Source organism: Anabaena lutea FACHB-196, from assembly GCF_014698305.1.
Lineage (GTDB): Bacteria > Cyanobacteriota > Cyanobacteriia > Cyanobacteriales > Nostocaceae > Anabaena > Anabaena lutea.
Genome location: NZ_JACJST010000002.1, coordinates 368,098 through 388,216, shown reverse-complemented (window position 1 = coordinate 388,216; position 20,119 = coordinate 368,098). Strand labels below are relative to the sequence as shown.

The following is a 20,119-nucleotide window of genomic DNA, read 5'->3' as shown; positions in this document are numbered from 1 at the left end:
GGAACTCGGAATATGGAAAGTGTTGCGTACATCTTGATTTTGACTTTGGCAATAGGCGTTCTCTTTTTTGCGATCGCATTCCGCGAACCTCCCCGCTTTGAGAGAAAAGATAAATAGATACCTATTTCCAGGCTTGTAAAGCAATCTAAAGATTCTATCCGTTGCCGCCTGTTTAGGTAGCAACGGATAATTTTGCGAGTATCTTTTGCTAAACTTATGAGGCTACAACCGCCAACTACTGAAAAACTTTTTGATATGTGATATAATATCCTATCTGGAAGTTCATATGTGTGAACCTAGCTCTTCTGCGCTAGGATAAACAAAGGTGTAAGTGTAAACTTCTTTAAAAAAAGCCCTTACCCGTTGTGGGACAGACAATCGCTCCTTGTGGTGGGTAAAGTCATTAGACTCCCCGTAAAGCAAGAAACTGCTTTTCTTGATCAGCAGCAGACAGTCGAATACACATTGTTAATTGTGGCAAAAACTTGACGGAGAACAGAACCAGGAACAAATCAGCATGGTCAATCAGAACTTAACCGCTACAGAAATTGGATTTACTCACGAAGATTTCGCTGCTCTACTCGATAAGTACGATTATCACTTTAGCCCTGGTGATGTTGTGCCAGGTACAGTTTTCAGTATAGAGCCGCGCGGCGCTCTGATTGACATCGGTGCTAAAACAGCAGCATACATACCTATACAGGAAATGTCTATTAACCGGGTGGATAGCCCGGAAGAAGTCTTACAATCAAACGAAACACGGGAATTTTTCATCCTCACTGATGAAAACGAAGATGGTCAGTTAACCCTTTCCATTCGTCGTATTGAATACATGAGGGCATGGGAGCGAGTACGGCAGTTACAAGCAGAAGATGCTACTGTCCGTTCTGGTGTGTTTGCCACTAACCGTGGGGGAGCATTGGTACGAATTGAGGGATTGCGCGGCTTTATCCCCGGCTCCCACATCAGTACCCGCAAACCTAAAGAAGAATTGGTAGGCGAAGAACTACCTTTGAAATTCCTAGAAGTAGACGAAGAACGTAATCGCTTAGTTCTCTCTCATCGTCGCGCGCTAGTTGAGCGGAAGATGAACCGCTTGGAAGTTGGTGAAGTAGTAATTGGTACTGTTCGCGGTATTAAGCCCTACGGTGCATTCATCGACATCGGTGGTGTGAGCGGACTGCTCCACATTTCTGAAATTTCCCATGAGCATATTGACACACCTCACAGCGTGTTCAATGTCAATGATGAAGTGAAAGTGATGATCATTGACTTGGATGCAGAAAGAGGAAGGATTTCCCTGTCTACCAAACAGTTGGAACCTGAACCTGGTGACATGATTAAGAACCGTGATTTGGTCTATGATAAGGCCGAAGAAATGGCAGCTAAGTATAGGGAACAGATGTTAGCGAAACAGCAAGGTATCACTGCGACACCAGTGGAAGCTGTAGAAGCCGTGGAAGTTGTGGAATCTGTGGAAGCTGAAGCAGAAATCCCACCAGCAACTGAAACTGATGAAGAGATCCCAGCCGCTGTTGAAGAATAATACATTGTTAGTTGCAATAACTTGCAACTAAGCGCATCGAACCATTTAATAAAGAGGGATTTTCCCTCTTTTTTTGTGCTAATAGGGGATTAATAACTGATGCCGACTATTAAATGTAGAGAAATCAAGTTTTCTGATATTCAGGCAATTTTATTTGATAAAAATGGTACTTTAGAAGACTCAGAAGCCTATTTGCGATCGCTTGGACAAAGAGGCGCACGCATGATAGACGCGCAAATTCCTGGAATTGGGGAACCTTTATTGATGGCTTTTGGTATTAATAGCGATAAATTAGATCCTGCTGGTTTAATAGCAGTAGCAAGTCGCCGAGAAACCGAAATCGCCGCCGCTGCATATATTGCCGAAACTGGTCGAGGCTGGTTTGAGTCTTTAAAAATCGCCCGTCAAGCTTTGGCAGAAGCTGAACAATACATTGGTAAAACTCCCGCACCGCTGTTTGTGGGTAGCTTGGAGGTGCTGAAGTCTCTATCAGCAGCAGGTTTAAAACTTGGTATCCTCTCAGCAGCCACAACTCAAGATGTGAGGAAATTCGTTACCCATCACCAATTAGGCAATTATCTTCAACTCGAAATGGGAGTTGATGAAGGACCAAGTAAACCAGATCCAGTACTATTTTTGCAAGCTTGCCAAATTTTGGGAGTAGACCCAGGTAAAACACTCATGGTAGGTGATTCCGTCGGTGATATGCAAATGGCGCGGAATGCTCAAGCCGCAGGTTGCATTGGTATTACTTGGATTGGTAATTCTGGTAACGTTCAAGGTGCAGATGTAGTGATTAACCAGCTTGATGAAATCCAGGTTATGGAATTTTGATTTGGCGGCATCTGCACTTTACACATAGACTCCAAATCAAAATTTTAAATTAATGAATTAATTTAAATTTGGAATTGTTAACTCACCACAGGAGTTGACAATATTAATCATGCTGCCAAATTTTGATAGTATGATCAGCACTACCACTAATTATAGTTTTTCCATCAGGGCTGAAAGCTACACAATAAACAGTTAATGAATGTTCTGAGAGAGTATTGATTAATTCTTTTGTCCCTAGATGCCAAAGCTTAATTGTTTTATCATTACTGCAACTAGCTAAAGTCTTACCATCAGGACTAAAAGCAACACTATTTACACAATTGGTATGACCGTAATATGTGTGAATCAGATCTCCTGTCGCCAAATCCCAAAGTTTAATTGTATTATTATCACTACCAGTAGCAAAAATTTTCCCCTCAGGGCTAATCGCTATAGTATTAACAGACTCTTGATTGGTAATGGTAATATCTACCATACCAGTTTTTAGATTCCAGATCTTGATATTTTGATCACAACCACCGCTGATGAGATTTTTGCCATCAATACTAAAGACAATTGAGTTAACAGAATTTTCATGTTCAGTGAGAGTATACATTAACTTTTCATTGCTTAAGTCCCATATCTTAACTGTTGTGTCTAAACTTCCAGTAGCATAAGTTTTACCATCAGGACTAAAAGCGACTGAAGTTACAGCACCTGAATGCTCAATGAATGTTTTACCTTTAAGGGAATGCCATAGTTTAAATGTTTTGTCATAGCTACCACTCGCTATAGTCTGTCCATCAGTAGAGAAATTAACTGAACGAACATAGTTTGAATGCCCAGTTAAGGTCTGAATTATTTCACCAGTTTCTATATTCCAAACTTTAATTTTGTGATCAGCACTGCCACTAGCAAAAGTTTTACCATCAGGGTGTATAGCAACAGAAAAAATTTGATCTGAATGCCCATCAAGTGTATTAACACAGCGCCAAAATTTTGGCCTTTCTTTTTGAGAATTGGCTGATACTTTCAATTCATTATAATAAATATTTCTATATGTTTGCCTAATTAATTTTAGCTTTTCTATCATTTTATCAGTCCATATTGAAGGAAAATCAGAACTTAAGTTAAATAACTGAGGTTCATAATTGGGGTTGATATTTAGGTAGTACCAATCTGCTAAAAATGCGGCTAATAGCTTGTGCAGAATCACAATAGTCTGCCTAATTGCTCGCCAACTCTTAGTTTCATCATTTCCTGCTTCTTCCAGTTCTCTTTTGAGTTCTTCCCAGTTTAAAGGTTCAAAAGATAAAGATACTGGTTCTTGAAGTCCCCAAAATCTGACATTAAAGTAAATTTCATGGTCTGTAATATCAGTGTAGATAATTGCTGTTGGTACAGCAGATAAAATTGTTTCCAACTGCTTAACTTCAGCGTCAAAAACTGAGCGCTCAAAATATTTACCATAAAATTCTACAGGGCAGAAATCACTACCAAGGGGATAATACTTCTCTAAAAATAGTTTTAATTGATTGCGAATTTCTTTTTTGAGACTATCACGAAACGATATAGGAAAATCATCGCTAATATCTGGTGGAGGAACTAACATTAATAAGCGTGGTTTCTTTTGTTCATCTACAAATATTCTTTGCGCTTCATCACGACTTAAGACACCCGGCCACTTCTGCTGATCAAAAATTCCCTGAATTTCTTGTTGTTTGAGTGCGATTTCACTAGCAGTTGTTTCTCGGCTCAAGTCCAGATATAAGATGCTTAACTTACTTATATCTTCTATTTCTTCTCGCTGAATTTGCTGTAATCTTTCCTCTTTTTTATCTTGATCTACTGTATTTTGTAAATCTGTCTCAGTCAGTATTTTTTGAATTTGCAAGAATTCTTTTTTTCTGGCTTCTCGACGATTGTAATAATCTATTTCTGCCTGAAGCACTCGCTGATCTTGTCTAACTTCCTGAACTTTGGCAGGTAAATTAATGATATTTTCCTGAACAAGAGTTTGGTTAATAAACGCTGAGATAATGCGGTTAGTGGTATGAGTAACAAAATCGACAGCAGCACCCACAGTATCAAATGCCATAGAATCTTTAAGCTGACTATTTACTATTTTTGTCAACTTCATTATGTCAACTATATTGATTTATGTTATCAGTGTATAAATTCCGGCATTGGTATTAAATCTGTTTAATGACCCAATATCAAATATTTCACCCCTAATAAGCTCTTGTTCTGATGCTTCGTGCCAGGGTGTATATAGAGAGAATGGAGCAGGTGAAAAGCGAGACAATTCTTCACTACTGTAACTTAAAGCCTGCTCCTAGATTTGTTGTTGAAGTTCTTTTAAATGGAATAATAAATAGGGAAAGACTTAGCATCTTTGGGTTTGACATACACACGCTCTTGTGGTTCTAATTTCAACTCATCAAAGCGATCACGTGTTAAATGTGCTGTCACCATTTGCCCATCATCTAACGCTAATTCTACTTGAATTTCCCAACCCAGATGAATCACACGGTTAACTTTAGCAGGTGCAGTTGTACCGTTAGCGACCTTTTCCACAATCACATCTTGCGGACGCAAAAATACTTCTGGGTTGACTGAATCGAAACCACTGCTTTGGAAAATTTTGGAAGAACTTGGTAATACGTTCACAGGGCCAATAAAACTCATCACAAATGCTGACGCAGGATGGTCGTAAATTTGCGCTGGAGTTCCTACCTGTTCAACTTTGCCTTTATTCATCACCACAATTTCATCTGCCACTTCCATTGCTTCTTCTTGGTCGTGGGTAACAAAAACAGTGGTAACATGAACTTCATCATGGAGACGACGCAACCAAGCGCGTAAATCTTTACGGACTTTGGCATCTAATGCACCAAATGGTTCATCTAGTAATAATACATTCGGTTCTACAGCCAATGCTCTAGCCAAGGCTACCCGTTGTCGTTGACCACCAGAAAGTTGAGAAGGATAGCGATCGCCTAATCCACTCAATTGTACCAATTCTAATAACTGCTCTACCTTTCCCTTAATCTTCTTTGGCGGTGCTTTGCGAATTTCTAAGCCAAACGCGATATTTTGTCGCACAGTTAAATGCTTAAATAGAGCATAGTGCTGAAATACAAAGCCAATATTTCGTTCTTGCACACTTTGATATGTTGCATCTTTCCCAGTCAGTAATATTTTGCCACTATCAGGCATTTCTAAGCCGGATATTAATCGCAGCAGGGTAGATTTACCAGACCCAGATGGACCTAGTAAAGCAACCAGTGAACCACTATTAATTTCTAGACTTACCTGATCAACCGCTTGGAAACTGCCAAATTGCTTAGAGACATTCTCAACTACTATGCCCACTGGTTATACACCTCTATGATTAATCTACGGCTTGCAGCTAGGATTACCGTGTTTTTATTTATATCATAAAACACTTGCTTTTGGATTAATTGAATTACATAAAATTGCCAACTACAACCACCACAATCGAGAAAACTACAATCATCACCGCTACCATGTTTTTTACGGCTGACCGACTTAGCAGTCCTATAGTTACCATTGATTAATATCAACCAATCAAGCCATATCACCTGTTTAAAACCGCAGTTTTGATGTCGAAATATTAAGGAATATTGCATTTTTCTCAAAACCTGAAGGGAAAGCGCCAAATCAACCAAAAGACCGTGATACGATGCTTTCGGTAAATGTGAAGATTGGGAGAAAACCTTTGACACTACGGGTTGCAGTTGTTGGTTCAGGCCCAGCTGGTTCATCTGCCGCTGAGACATTGGCAAAAGCTGGAATTGAAACTTACCTAATTGAGCGCAAGCTCGATAACGCCAAGCCATGTGGGGGAGCCATTCCCCTCTGTATGGTGAGTGAATTTGACCTACCACCAGAAATCATCGACCGTAGAGTGCGGAAGATGAAAATGATATCACCATCGAATCGTGAAGTTGATATCAATTTAATAAATGAAGATGAATATATAGGAATGTGCCGTCGGGAAGTGTTGGATGGGTTCCTGCGCGATCGTGCGGCAAAATTAGGCGCAATTTTAATTAATGCCACAGTTCATAAACTTGATATACCCACAAATAACACTGATCCCTATACCATTCATTATGTTGATCATACAGAAGGTGGGGCGCAGGGGATTGCCAAAACCCTAAAAGTGGATTTAGTGATCGGGGCTGATGGAGCGAATTCCCGCATTGCTAAAGAAATGGATGCAGGGGATTATAATTATGCGATCGCTTTCCAAGAACGCATTCGTCTACCCCAAGACAAAATGGACTACTACAACGACCTCGCCGAAATGTATGTTGGCGATGACGTTTCTACCGACTTCTACGCTTGGGTATTCCCCAAATATGACCACGTAGCAGTAGGTACTGGCACAATGCACGTCAACAAAGCCAGCATCAAAAACCTGCAAGCTGGTATCCGCGCCCGTGCTTCTGAGAAATTAGCCGGCGGTAAAATCATCAAAGTAGAAGCGCACCCCATACCCGAACATCCCCGTCCCCGTCGTGTTGTTGGACGCATAGCTTTGGTGGGAGATGCCGCTGGTTATGTTACCAAGTCCTCCGGTGAAGGTATTTATTTTGCCGCTAAATCTGGGCGGATGTGTGCTGAAACCATTGTCGAAGCTTCCAATAGTGGTGCGCGGATTCCCACAGAAGGCGACCTCAAGATTTACCTGAAGCGTTGGGATAAGAAATACGGACTCACCTACAAAGTTCTGGACATTCTCCAAAGCGTGTTCTATCGTTCCGACGCTACCCGTGAAGCATTTGTAGAAATGTGTGGTGACATGGATGTACAGAAACTAACATTCGATAGTTATTTGTATAAAACCGTGGTTCCAGCTAACCCCATCACTCAACTGAAAATTACTGCCAAAACCATTGGTAGCTTAATTCGGGGTAACGCTCTGGCTCCCTAACCCTCTTTCAAGACAGCAAGATCGAGATAACGCTTCCCTGCTGCCTTGATAATAAGTCTTGAACCGGACATGATCTAGGTCAGTGTTGATTGCTCAAAGCCTTGAAGCAACTAGGTTTATACTCAGCACGGGGTAACTGCCCCCAAGAAAGCTAATAGCACTTTGTAATATTACCCATCTTCGCCAGCGAGGGTGGGTATTTTAGTAACAACCAAAATGGGTAGGTTCCTAGAAATCCGCATATCATACAAAGGTACAAATTTGTCACGTATAAAATAAGTTTCATAGAAAATTTATCAACGTTTTTTATGCCTACATCTTCAGAAAGAGGATAAATCCTTTAATCACAGTACTTATACCACGCAAATACACTTAAGGGGGAAATTGCTAGTAGAAGTTAAATTTATTTTTTTAGTGAAAATACCGAGGAAATATTTCCGTAAATGGGTTTTATCTGTCACTATTGACTAAGATTAGTGTAAGACTGACGTTATTAATCACATAACTATACAGCAATCTACGTATCAAGAGATATGTATAGTTCCATAAATTTCATATCCTGCTAGTTTTTTCGGAGTCGCCAAATGACTCAGTGCCGAGCTACCCAAACTTTGCCAATGACAAACATCCCTACCTTGGTCGAACTACTACGCTGGCGTGCCACTCATGAGATGGACAAGCTCGCCTATATGTTTCTCATCGACGGAAAAACAGAAGGAGCCAAGTTAACCTATGGAGAACTTGACCGTCAAGCCCGTGCCATAGGCGCACTATTGCAGCAACATAATGGCAAAGGCGAGCGGGCTTTATTGCTTTATCCTCAGGGATTGGATGTCATAGGGGCTTTCTTGGGTAGTCTTTATGGTGGTGTAATAGCCATACCAGTACCACCACCCGATGCAGGAAGACTAAAGCGAGCATTGCCTCGGTTACGGGCAATCGTCAAAGATGCAAATGCTGCCTTTGCCCTAACCACGAAGCGCTTTTTAACAATTCTGCAAGAAGCAGAATTAGATTTTCCAGAATTTCAGGAAATAAATTGGATAGTCACTGAAGACATTGATTTAGAACTAGCAGACCAGTGGCAAAATCCCCAAGTTAGCCCAGATACACTGGCATATCTGCAATACACATCCGGATCTACCTCCACACCCAAAGGAGTGATGATCAGCCACCACAACATCATGCACCACTGCGCCTACCTTCAAAAAGCCTGTGGCTATGATGAACAAAGTGTTTCCATTACCTGGATGCCTTATTTCCATGATTACGGACTGGTAGAAGGATTGACTGTGCCACTATACAATGGTCATCCTTGCTACGTCATGTCCCCCCTAGCCTTTATTAAACAGCCGGTTCGCTGGCTCAAGGCCATCTCGCGCTATCGAGGCACTCACAGTCAGGCTCCCAACTTTGCCTATGAGCAGTGCGTTGGACGTGTAACCGACATACAACTGGATAGCCTCGACCTTAGCAGTTGGGTAGCCGCAGGTAACGCCGCAGAACCAATCAATCCTAGAGTGTTAGAAGAGTTCTTTGAAAAGTTTGCCAATTGTGGATTCCGGTGGGAAACCTTCGCGCCCGCTTATGGATTGGCAGAAAATACACTCCTAGTATCAACAAGTCCCAGAGGACAAGCACCTGTACTCTGCCTGGTAAAAACATCAGAAATTGAGAAAAACAAAATTGTCGAAGCCACAGATTGGGGAGAAGGAGTACGGGCTATTCCTGGATGTGGTCAGTTGGTATGTGATACCAAAGTAGCGATTGTTAATCCCGACACCCTCACCCGTTGCCAACCCGATGAAGTCGGAGAGGTTTGGGTGTCTGACCCCAGCGTGGCAGACGGTTATTGGCATCGCCCCGAAGAAAGTGAAAGTACCTTTCGCGCCCGTACAGCTGTTACCAACGAAGGTCCATTCCTACGGACAGGCGACCTGGGTTTTATGAAAAATGGTGAATTATTCATCACAGGACGGATTAAAGACTTGATCATTATCCGGGGAACTAACCACTATCCCCAAGACCTAGAGTGGACAGTACAGCAAATTCATCCTTGCCTCCGTCCCGATTATGGTGCAGCCTTTTCTATTGATGTAGATGCCGTTGAGCGACTGGTGATAGTGCAGGAAGTGAAACGCAATGCCGAAGAGTTTAAACCAGAAGAAGTAATTAGCAGCATTCAACAAGCGATCGCAGAAATTCACGAACTTCAAGTCTACGCCGTTGTTCTAGCCAAGCCGGGTAATGTCCTCAAGACATCCAGTGGCAAGATTCAGCGTCGCGCTTGTAAAGCCAGTTTCCTCGCAGGTGAATTGGGCGTGATAGCAGACTGGAGCGAAAACCCCAAGTTTAGCGCCAGTTACCAACAATTATCACAGGAAGTCGATTCCTTGCTGGATCAAGTGCAAATTACCCACTAAGGAGAAAACCATGCCGCCACTCAAGCAATTTTGGGTCGCCGAAGCACTAGAACGGGATTTAGGCGACCCAGGCAACCCAGACAATATTATGTCCTTCAAACAAGTAATAGACCTGGATGAAAAAGAAGAGTTTCCTCACGAAATTATCAACTGGCTCTACAACTGGAAACTTCAGCATTATTACATCCCCACAGAGTGCGGTGGTGAATTCACCACTTTTGATGAATTCATCTCCTTTGTGCGGGTGCTTTCACGGCGTGACCAAACAGCCGCAATTGCCTTCACCACTATGTTCTGGTCATACCTAGTATGGATGGCAGGAACCGACGAGCAAAAACACACTTTGGCAACCTTCATGAAAGATGCCAACGGTGCGATGTGCCTAGCTTATTCAGAAAAAGCACATGGCAGCGATTTGCTGGCTGGTGATATGCAAGCCACGAAAGTTCCAGGAGGCTACATCCTCAACGGGGAGAAATGGCCAATTAACCGTGCCACCATTTCTGGAGTCGCTTTTGTACTAGCCAGAACCGACGAGGAAGGGGGAGCGAGAAGCCTTTCTCTGTTCATGGTAGAAAAGAGCAAAATTGACCCAGCCCACTATAGCAACCTCCCCAAAATCCTGACTCATGGGGTGCGTGGTTCGGATATGAGTGGTATCCGCTTCGATAACTGCTTCATTCCAGAAACCATGAGATTGGGAGCAGAAGGACTAGGACTAGAACTAGCACTTAAAGGTTTCCAAATTACCAGAGCTTTATGTGCAGCCTTTTCCCAAGGTGCGGCAGATACAGCACTGCGTACCACTCTCAAATTTGCCCTCGCACGCAAATTATATGGCAAAACAGTTTTCGATATGCCCCAACCCAAACGCACCCTCACAGATGCGTTTCTGGATATTCTCATTTGTGACTGTGCCACCATTGGAGTTGGTCGTGGATTTAATACCATGCCAGAGCAAATTAGCGTCTGGTCAGCAGTAGTAAAATACTTTGTCACCACCACTTTAGAAACAACGGTGCAGAACGTCTCTGTCGTTTTAGGCTCACGTTTCTATATGCGGGAAGCCCACGAATGGGGGATTTTCCAAAAAGTTTTGCGGGATAACGCCATCATCAGTATGTTTGATGGCAGCACCGTGGTCAATCTCCATGCCCTGCTGCTGCAACTACGTCAGTTAGCCAAATCTCGCGCCAGAAACGCTGGACGCAATCTAGACACACTGCAAACACGTCTAGCTACCACTTTTGACCTGACACAGCCTTTACCCACCTTTGATGGCAAAAAACTGGAACTGGTAAACCGAGGTGGAGATGATGTTCTGCAAGGCTTAGACCTAGCATTGACATCTCTGCAAGACCTGAAGGCTGACTCTAACCTCGACCCAGATATTCTGTACCAAATCATCACCTTCACAACAATGGTACAGGAGGAGCTAAATGCTTTTGATCAACAGGTCACAGCTTCCACCTTCCAGTTTGGCCATGAGCAATCGCCAGAAGTATTCGATATGGCGAAACAATACTGCGTCATGCACGTAGCGGCGGCTTGTGTGCATACGTGGCTTCATAACCGCAATCATCTGGGAGACTTCTTTGCTAACGGGGAGTGGTTAGCACTTAGCTTGCGTAAGCTAATGCTGACATTTCGTCCTGCGAAAGCATTACCTGGACGAATCGACGACGGGGCTGTTACCCAAGAATTGATTCGATTGTATAGGGAAGACCGGATGTTTTCCATCGTTCCATTCCAACTAGCAAAATCTGAACAACAAGAGGCTACTACTGATGCAACTCCAAAACTCCAACTCCATGCCTAATACCATCACTGCTGTTGATACCATCCAAGGGTGGTTGGTTAACCAAATTGCCAAACAATTGGGCATCAATGCTCAAACCATCAAAGTTACTGAACCTTTGACTCGCTATGGTTTAGACTCTATCGACTCGGTCACAATCGTTGGTGATATGGAAGATTGGCTAGATGCAGAACTTCCCTCCACCTTACTTTGGGACTATCCCACCATTGAAAAAGCTGCTAATTACTTGGTTAGTGAACTGAGTGTATTGCCTTCGGAAACCGTCGCCGCCCAGCCTGTAGTCCCTACCAGCAAACCTAAAGAAGAAGCTACCCAAGGCAAAGGCTGGGGTGGCCTTTGGAACAAAATCAGTGGTAGCTGATGTAGGGAACTCTTAATAGGGAATAGGAAGTAATTACCAATTACCCATTCCCATTACTCTAAATTTCAGGCATTTCGCAGACCGGAGGAAGGGTGAATTGAATTTTTCGGAGTTTTCCTTCTGGTGGGTGCTAATACTATTCAGCATCCCTTACTTTACAGTTCGCTATATTGCCAAGTCTTTAAACCTCTGGAAAGGTGCTTTTGATGCCTTTGGTTTGGCGGCAATGTCGTTGTTATTATTTGTCAATGCATCTAAATCCAGCTTTGCCATTTTCATCTGTGAAATCATCTTTAACTACATCATGGTGTGGTTAATGCTGCGACAAGAAGGATGGAAAGCCAAGGCAATAGCTACAGTTGTAGTGGCGATAGATATTGGTATCCTGGCCTATTTCAAATACCTGAACTTCTTTATAGAAGACGTTTTAGGGTTATTAGTGCCAGGATTGTCAGAAAATTGGCAGTCGCGGAATATTCCTGGACTAGGTTCAATTCCACCAGGATTGTCGTTTTACACTTTCCAGATGGTGGCGTTTGTTGTTGACTCTTACACCAGTGCCAAGAAACAACCCATTAGTGCATTAGAGTACGTTAACTTTGTTTCCTTTTTTCCCCAAGTAGTAGCCGGTCCTATCGAACGTCGGGCTGATTTCTTTCCCCAGATTGAAAATTTTACTTTTAAATTCACGCTTGATAATTTTGAAGCTGGGTTTCGCTGGCTTTCCCTGGGGTTATTTATGAAGTTTGTCTTGGCTGACAATATTTCACCCTACATCAAAGTAGCTCAAGCTGATAATCCTTGGTTAGTCTGGTTTTTTGCATTTTTATTTACCCTGCAAATTTACTTTGATTTTGGTGGATATAGTTTTATTGCCTTGGGTTTAGCCAAATTTCTAGGTGTTAACTTAACCATTAATTTTCTTGCTCCTTACACTTCCCAGAGTATTAACGAATTTTGGCGCAGGTGGCACGTCACTCTCAGCACTTGGTTTCGAGACTATGTTTTTCTGCCGCTGATGGGTAGAAATATGAAATGGGCCCCATTTTATTTATTTATTACATTTACCCTATCAGGCTTTTGGCATGGAGCAGCCTGGAATTTCATTATCTGGGGGGCTTACCACGGATTACTGCTATTAGTACTACGCTATGCGGGACGACCTTTTTATAAATTTCTGGGACAGCAAAAGTTCCTCATGCCGCAGTTTATTTCCTGGGTATTGACTTTTGGCTCGGTGATTCTGGGATGTTTGTTTTTTATGGAAACTAATAGTTCTCGGTTGCTAGAAAAGTTGAAAGTTATTGTAATTCCCTGGAATTATTCTCTGGCTAATTTAGGTGGGGCTTGGACTTTTTTAACTGAAAATGGGGGAGCAACTTTATTAGTGGCTCTGTTGCTGGCATTTGCAGTATTGTTGATGGAACAAATTGGTGTTTGGCAACAACGGGAGTGTGAGTATGATGTATTGCTTTCCCCATTGGTGTCGCGGGTGCTATTCGCTCTCACCATTTTGTTAGCTGCGACTGCACCTTCTCCGTTTATCTACTTTGAGTTTTAGCTAATGAACAAATTTTTGAGGCTCTCTAGTTGGTTTGCGATCGCAGGTTTAACTTGGGGTGTAGGTTATCTCTACAATGCCCGTTACGGTGGTGAACTTAGCTGGTTGCGGATGATGTATGAGCAGAAAATGGCAATAGCTAAGGAAGTCCAAGCACCTCAACGCATTCTAATTGTAGGAGGCTCTGGGGCGCACTACACCGTAGATGCGGAACTCATGCAAAAAGACTTGGGTATTCCCACTTTGAACATGGCTACAGATGGGCCTATCGGCTTAGATGTGATTCTCCCTAGCATCTCTGATGTGATCAAAAAAGGCGATATTGTGGTGCTGATTCCAGAGTATCTATTGCTTTTAGATGATGACGGTTTTGGCGATCGCTCTGGTCAGTTTGGTGCTGCTATCGGTAAACCCGGACTGGGAAATATACCTACTAAACAACTGGCTCAGGACATGATGTTGTTAGGTGTATCTACCCTCAAAGCAGTAACTAAATCATCTCTTGATCTGGTGGAAAAAGGTCGTTTAACTGGCTATTACTCAGACCCCATTACAGCCAATGGTGATCCGACAGTGATGAAACAACGGACTAAGAGCAAATGGTGGTCATTGACAATCAACGATAGCGTTTCTCCCCATTCTTTGCGGCGGATTCAGCAATTTAAACAAGAAGTTGAAGCTAAGGGAGCAACTTTGGTATTAGGACTTTCCTGGATTTATGGCAGCACTGACTCCACAACTCTCGGTAATATCCGCAAGACAGCAGAAGAATTAGGCAAAATTGCCCCAGTACTTTATGACAAAGAATCCTTAAATGTCAAAACAGATTCTAGTCTATTTGCAGATACTCACTATCATCTTAATCCCAGCGGCCGCCGTACCCGGACTACTGAACTTGTTCAGCAGTTAAAAGCGGCAAATATAGTTCCTAATTGAATTACATCTTTTTTGGCTCACGCAGAGGCGCAGAGGCGCAAAGAGGAATCAAGAGTGTGGTCTGAGAAGAAATTTGTATTAATTACTAATTATTAAACCATGTATCAAGTAGATGATAAATTTCGTAACCAGGGTAAGTTTAAACAACTTTCTGTTAGTAATACTCATTTGCTGCGGATTTGTATTTTAGGAGGTGGTTTTGGTGGGCTGTATACGGCTTTGGAATTGGGTAATTTTGCCAAATGCCCCTACAAATACGAGATTAAGCTGATAGAAAGAAGGGATAATTTTTTATTCACTCCTTTACTCTATGAAGTGGTGACTGGAGAATTACATAATTGGGAAGTTGCACCATCTTATAAAAAGTTGTTGGCAGATAGTAGTGCGAAATTTTGTCAGGGTGAAGTTAAAGATGTTGATTTAGAAGAAAATTTGGTAACTTTGCAAAATGGAGAAATACTAACTTATGACTATTTGGTGTTGGCTGTTGGTAAGGAAACAAGGTTAGATTTAGTCCCAGGAGCAGCAGAATACGCCCAAACTTTTCGCACTTTGGCTGATGCTGAATATTTAAAAGAAAGGTTACGGTTTCTTGAAGCATCAGATCTTCCCGTGATTAAAATAGCGATTGCTGGAGCCGGTCCTAATGGTGTGGAAATAGCTTGTAAATTGGCAGATAGGCTAGGAAAGCGGGGAGAAATTCGCTTGATTGACCGAGGAAATGAGATACTTAAAACTTTCTCTAAAGGTAGTCAGACTGCATCATACAGAGCTTTGGTAAAACGTGGTGTGCAGATAGGTTTGAATACTAATATTGAAGCTATTAAATCTGATGCAATTATCATCAATCACCAAGGTAAAACTCAGCATTTACAGACAAATTTGGTTTTGTGGACAGGAGGAAATCAATCAATCCAATGGGTAAAAAACCTCAATTGTCAACATAATCAACAAGGACAATTAGTTGCTACTCCAACTTTGCAATTGGCAGGATATCCCAATGTATTTGTATTAGGTGACTTGGCAGAAATTCGAGATGCTCAAGGTAATGAAACTCCGGCTACAGCCCAAGCAGCTTTTCAACAAGCTCCCTGTGCGGCTCGTAATATCTGGGCAAAAATTACAGGACGTAAATTAAAGTCATTTAGTTATTTACATTTGGGAGAAATGCTAACTTTGGGTATTAATAATGCTGTAGTTTATAGCTTTGGTATCACTATAGATGGTAATCTAGCTCGCATCATTCGCCGAGGAGTTTATATTCAACGTTTACCAACTTTTAATCATAAACTTCAGGTAGCTAGAAGATGGATATTGGCAGGAATTAAAAAGCTGCTGAGACGATGAATTATGCTCACGCAAAGGCGCAAAGACGCAAAGAGTAAAACTTTACTATCTTCCTGCTAAAAAAATAATTATCTTTTTCCTTTCTTCTTCCTTCTTCCTTCTTCCTTTCCTTCTCCTGTCGGAGACGCTGCGCGAACGGAACGTCTTCGACGAACGTGTTCTATGCCTACGGCACACTATGGCTAACGCCACGCTCCACGAACGTGAACGCGTCTATCCCTACGGTAAGCTTCGCTAACGCGGTTTATTAAAAAAGTTTTATGGTTACTCAAGAACAAACATCAAAAACATCCTGGAAAAAAAATCTAGATACTGTCTTAGGACTAGATTTGCGATCGCTTGCGGCTTTCCGCATCGGTATTTCTTTAATCATTCTCACAGATTTATTTACTCGCTTTGGGGATCTCACCGCTCACTATACTGATGTCGGTGTTCTTCCCCGCGCGTTACTAGCGGAAATCGCTAAACCGGGGTATTGGTCTTTACATACCATTAGTGGAGCGCCGATTTTTCAAGTAGTATTATTTGCGATCGCAGCTTTTTTCGCAATCCTCATGTTGGTGGGTTATCGCACTAGGGTGGCAACTATCGCTTCTTGGGTATTGTTGATTTCCCTCCACAATCGCAATCCAGCCCTGATTTTTGCTGCGGATGATGTCCTTCGCGCTCTCATGTTTTGGGCTATGTTCCTGCCTTGGGGTGCTTGTTATTCTCTTGATAGAGCGCTGAATACTTCTCATCGTCAGTTACCGGAAAGAGTCGTATCTGGTGCTACTTTCGCTCTGATGTGTCAGCAGTGCTTTATCTATATATTCTCTGCTGCAATTAAGACAAAAAGCCCCATTTGGGTTGACGGTAGCGCTGTTTATTATGCTTTGAGTTTTGACCAATATGTTACTCCCTTTGGTCATTTTCTCCTCAATTTTCAGCCTATTTTAAAAGTATTTACTCAAATCACTTTGGTGTTGGAATGGATTGGGCCTTTGGTGATATTTATTCCTTTTCGGAATAACTTGTTTCGGATAGGTGCTGTGATCACTTTTATCGGACTTCATGCCGGATTTGCCTTAACTTTGAATATCGGCATTTTTCCATTTTTGAGTATTTTTAGTTGGTTAGCATTCCTCCCCAGTTCTTTTTGGAATGCACTAGAAAAACGTCTGCGAACACCAGCACGTCAAGGTTTAACAATTTATTTTGATGCTGATTGTGGCTTCTGTAAAAAAGTCGTACATATATTACGGACTTTTTTGATTTTACCGGGAACGCCGTTATTAATGGCGCAGGAATACCCAGATATTTATGCTGATATGCAGGCTTATAATTCTTGGGTAATTGAAGATTGGCAAAGAAACCGGCATTTTAAGTTTAAAGGCATTGTTTATGTAGTCAGTCTGTCGCCAATATTTAAGTTTTTAGTGCCGTTGCTAACCTGGAAACCAATAATGGCAGGGGGGACAAAGTTTTATGAAGCGATCGCTTCTAACCGCAAGTTCGCTGGTAATTTCACCAAACCTTTCAAATTCCGTCCTCTAGAAATTCGTAAATCACGCTTTTTGAATATCCTGGTCTTGGTGTTGTTAATTTACGCTTTTATCTGGAATATCAGTAGTTACACTCCTGATTTATTTAAGCGCAAAATCTGGCAACAAACTTCATTTATGGGCAGAGTTACACGCCTTGATCAATCATGGAGTATTTTTGCACCTGCTCCCCCTAGAGATGATGGATGGCATATAATTCCTGGACGACTTGAAGATGGTAGCGAAGTTGATATTTTTAGAAATGGGGATCCTGTTAATTGGGATAAACCTAGTTTGGGTGTCAGAAGTGCCATTTATCGCAATATGCAATGGCGCACTTATTTTATTAATCTCAATCGAGCAATTGGTAAAAAGCTTTATCCTTTTTATGGCGAGTATCTATGTCGTAACTGGAATTCTCAACACACAGGCAGTAAACATCTAGATAAAGTCGATATTTACTTTATGGATGAGCGTACTGTTCCCCCAGGTGAACAGCAAACCGTTGAAAAAAAGCAAACTTGGCAACAATCTTGTTCTCAAACTTTATAATCGAGAAAAAAGGCTAATAAAAATGAAAAATGAGAAATTAATATGGTGTCAGGTTTTCAAGGATTTTGAATAGGTGGTTTATGCCCTACTACCGTAATTACAGCAGTTTTCAACTAATTAGACCAAAGTAGAGACGTTGTATGCAACATCTCTACAAGGGTTTTGAACTTGGTTGTGGAGTTCTCTTACCTGAAAATCGCTGTAAATTGGCACACCCTGAATTACTTCAGAATGGAGTGCCAATTTATTAGATCAAAGCATTATGTAGCGTTAGTTTACTCAACCACTGTAGCGACAGTTCCCTCAGCCGAGGGAGGTACACTGGGTAACTCTAAACAGTATCCCGCGCCATAAACTGTCTTGATATAGCGGGGATGACGAGGATCTGGTTCGAGTTTAGTCCTCAAGTGGCGGATATGCACCCGAATTGTTTCGATATCATCATCAGGATCGTAACCCCAAACTTCTCGCAGGATTTCACTGGGAGAAACTGTCTGACCATGACGTTGAAGTAAGCAGTGAAGTAGCTCAAATTCCAAGTGAGTCAGTTTCACAGTTTCATTAAACCAGATAGCCTCAAACCTTTCTGGAACTAAAGTAAGAGGCCCATAGCTGAGAATCTCACTGTGCTTTGCTGCTTGGGGAATGCGGTCAGTACGCCGCAACAAAGCCCGTACTCGTGCCAGCATTTCTTCGACTTCAAATGGCTTAGTCAAGTAGTCATCTGCACCCGCATTGAAACCCTCAACCTTATATTGAGTTTGGCTCAAAGCCGTCAGCATTAAGACTGGAATCTCAGCGGTGCGGTCATCCCGACGTAGGCGTTGGCAAATGGTAAATCCATCTACTCTGGGTAACATGAGATCAAGCATGATCAAGTCTGGTTGTAGCTGGAGGGCCAGCGCCTGACCTTTAATGCCGTCTTCAGCTTGACTAACATCGTAGCCAGCCATTTCCAAGTTGACAGCAACGAGTTCTGAAATCGCTGGGTCATCGTCTATGACAAGAATCCTCGGCATTCTTAAAAAATTATGACTACTTATTTAAGGATAAATAAGAACCTTTGAGATATACAAAGATTGTTATTAGGATTATCAAAAAGATTTAAAATCTAACATAAATATTAAGATTAAAAGGCTTTGAGATCAAGATCAATTTACACGAAATTTTTAGATGATGTGTGACTCTACCTACAATCCGCCTTATTTTTTGCGAAATGGCGTGACAATGACTGCCTACACTGCTTTGTGGGGAAGCCGTCATTGGGAAAGTACAACTATACATCCAGAACCACTTTATCAGAAAGTCATCTTTACAGGTGGGCAAGGTGTGCCAATTTTTGGTTGGGTTGCTATTCCCCCAAATGCCCACAGCACAATTATTGGTACTTATGGGATTACTGGAGAGTTGAATCAACAATGGTTTTTGCGGCTATTGGGGCGTAAGGCATACGCTCAAGGGTACGCTGTGGTGTTATTTGATTGGCGAGCGCATGGTAAAACCGCAGAATTATCCCCAACTTTAACTTCCGATGGTTTGTATGAGGGTGAAGATTTTGTCCACATTGCGGCAGCAGCAGCGGCTATGGGCTGCCCAAAAAAGTTTTGGTTTACGGGGTATTCTTTAGGGGGACAATTGGCGCTGTGGGCGCTGAAAGCGGCTGTAGATTTGACTAGAGCAGAGGATTTAGGAATTAAAGAGAGTGACATTGCTGGGGGGGCGGTGATTTGTCCAAGTTTGGATTCACTGCGATCGCTCACGTATTTAGTCACAACACCCTTTGGCAAATACGTAGAACCACGGATTGCCAGGGAATTAAAAAAACTTGCATGGAAAATACACGCTGCTCACCCTGGTAGTTTGGAAGCAGAAGCAATTGAACGAGCTAACAGCATTTGGGGATTTGACGAAGAACTAGTAATTGAACGTTTGGGTTTTGCGTCTGTAGAAGACTATTATGAAGCCAGCAGTGCTTTAAATTTATTACCTCAGTTATCAAAACCAACCTTGATTCTTTATGCTGCGGATGACCCATTATTTCATCCCGACATTATTCCCGATTTAAAAGCTGCTAGTGCCAAAAATTCAGCTATAGATTTGTTACTTACCTCTTACGGAGGTCATGTTGGTTATATGAGTAGTAAAAAATGCCAGCGCCAAGCACAAGATCCTGACCCCTGGTGGGCTTGGAATCGCATTTTACAGTGGATAGAAGCAAAGCGTAGTCATGAAGTTGATAAAGTGGCTATGGTGAGATAATTTATCCAGAAGACAG

16 protein-coding genes are annotated in these 20,119 nt (G+C 42.1%); 12 read left to right on the top strand and 4 right to left on the bottom strand.

The features are described from left to right. The first annotated feature begins 12 nt into the window (after nucleotides 1-12). The 3 genes from H6G59_RS03875 (at nucleotide 13) to H6G59_RS03865 (ending at nucleotide 2,380) form a co-directional block, all read left to right on the top strand. On the top strand, nucleotides 13-117 hold the full coding sequence (locus tag H6G59_RS03875; protein WP_084776914.1) for a photosystem II reaction center protein T: 105 nt from the start codon (nucleotides 13-15) through the stop codon (nucleotides 115-117). 400 nt (nucleotides 118-517) lie between these two features. Further along, nucleotides 518-1,546, top strand: coding sequence for a 30S ribosomal protein S1 (locus H6G59_RS03870; RefSeq protein ID WP_190711837.1), 1,029 nt, complete (start codon nucleotides 518-520; stop codon nucleotides 1,544-1,546). Between the two features lie 99 nt (nucleotides 1,547-1,645). Then, nucleotides 1,646-2,380 carry an HAD family hydrolase gene (locus tag H6G59_RS03865; protein ID WP_190711836.1) on the top strand — a complete coding sequence of 245 codons (735 nt, stop codon included), beginning with the start codon at nucleotides 1,646-1,648 and terminating at the stop codon, nucleotides 2,378-2,380. Nucleotides 2,381-2,483: 103 nt separating this feature from the next. Here H6G59_RS03865 and H6G59_RS03860 read toward each other — a convergent pair whose 3' ends face one another. The 3 genes from H6G59_RS03860 to H6G59_RS03850 form a co-directional block, all read right to left on the bottom strand. Further along, nucleotides 2,484-4,499, bottom strand: a complete 2,016-nt coding sequence (locus H6G59_RS03860) for a WD40 repeat domain-containing protein (protein WP_242038770.1) — start codon at nucleotides 4,497-4,499, stop codon at nucleotides 2,484-2,486. Nucleotides 4,500-4,717: 218 nt separating this feature from the next. Continuing rightward, entirely contained in the window at nucleotides 4,718-5,734 is a 1,017-nt protein-coding gene (locus H6G59_RS03855) for a TOBE-like domain-containing protein (RefSeq protein WP_190711835.1), read from the bottom strand. Next, a complete protein-coding gene (locus H6G59_RS03850) occupies nucleotides 5,725-6,012 on the bottom strand; it encodes a hypothetical protein (RefSeq protein WP_190711834.1) in 288 nt (95 codons plus the stop codon). The genes H6G59_RS03855 and H6G59_RS03850 overlap by 10 nt, the downstream gene beginning before the upstream one ends. 53 nt (nucleotides 6,013-6,065) lie before the next feature. On the opposite strand from H6G59_RS03850, the gene chlP reads away from it, so the two are divergent. The 8 genes from chlP to H6G59_RS03810 all read left to right on the top strand — a co-directional run bounded on the left by chlP (nucleotide 6,066) and on the right by H6G59_RS03810 (nucleotide 17,844). Further along, a complete protein-coding gene (chlP, locus tag H6G59_RS03845; protein ID WP_127054218.1) occupies nucleotides 6,066-7,322 on the top strand; it encodes a geranylgeranyl reductase in 1,257 nt (418 codons plus the stop codon). A 584-nt stretch (nucleotides 7,323-7,906) separates the two neighbouring features. Then, complete coding sequence (locus H6G59_RS03840) at nucleotides 7,907-9,745, top strand: fatty acyl-AMP ligase (protein ID WP_242038769.1); 1,839 nt, start codon at nucleotides 7,907-7,909, stop codon at nucleotides 9,743-9,745. Nucleotides 9,746-9,755: 10 nt separating this feature from the next. Then, complete coding sequence (locus tag H6G59_RS03835; protein ID WP_190711833.1) at nucleotides 9,756-11,564, top strand: acyl-CoA dehydrogenase family protein; 1,809 nt, start codon at nucleotides 9,756-9,758, stop codon at nucleotides 11,562-11,564. After that, the gene (locus tag H6G59_RS03830; protein ID WP_242038768.1) at nucleotides 11,557-11,925 is read left to right on the top strand and encodes an acyl carrier protein; all 369 of its coding nucleotides are present in this window, start codon (nucleotides 11,557-11,559) and stop codon (nucleotides 11,923-11,925) included. The genes H6G59_RS03835 and H6G59_RS03830 overlap by 8 nt, the downstream gene beginning before the upstream one ends. A 97-nt stretch (nucleotides 11,926-12,022) precedes the next feature. Further along, entirely contained in the window at nucleotides 12,023-13,486 is a 1,464-nt protein-coding gene (locus H6G59_RS03825) for an MBOAT family O-acyltransferase (protein WP_190711831.1), read from the top strand. A 3-nt stretch (nucleotides 13,487-13,489) separates the two neighbouring features. Next, nucleotides 13,490-14,422 carry a hypothetical protein gene (locus H6G59_RS03820; RefSeq protein WP_190711830.1) on the top strand — a complete coding sequence of 311 codons (933 nt, stop codon included), beginning with the start codon at nucleotides 13,490-13,492 and terminating at the stop codon, nucleotides 14,420-14,422. Between the two features lie 99 nt (nucleotides 14,423-14,521). Further along, a complete protein-coding gene (locus tag H6G59_RS03815) occupies nucleotides 14,522-15,769 on the top strand; it encodes an NAD(P)/FAD-dependent oxidoreductase (protein ID WP_190711829.1) in 1,248 nt (415 codons plus the stop codon). 260 nt (nucleotides 15,770-16,029) lie between these two features. Next, entirely contained in the window at nucleotides 16,030-17,844 is a 1,815-nt protein-coding gene (locus H6G59_RS03810; protein ID WP_190711828.1) for an HTTM domain-containing protein, read from the top strand. 275 nt (nucleotides 17,845-18,119) lie between these two features. On the opposite strand, the gene H6G59_RS03805 is transcribed toward H6G59_RS03810, so the two are convergent. Then, nucleotides 18,120-18,863, bottom strand: a complete 744-nt coding sequence (locus H6G59_RS03805; protein WP_127054202.1) for a response regulator transcription factor — start codon at nucleotides 18,861-18,863, stop codon at nucleotides 18,120-18,122. A gap of 154 nt (nucleotides 18,864-19,017) precedes the next feature. On the opposite strand from H6G59_RS03805, the gene H6G59_RS03800 reads away from it, so the two are divergent. Next, nucleotides 19,018-20,103, top strand: a complete 1,086-nt coding sequence (locus H6G59_RS03800) for a YheT family hydrolase (RefSeq protein WP_190711827.1) — start codon at nucleotides 19,018-19,020, stop codon at nucleotides 20,101-20,103. Nucleotides 20,104-20,119: the final 16 nt, after the last annotated feature.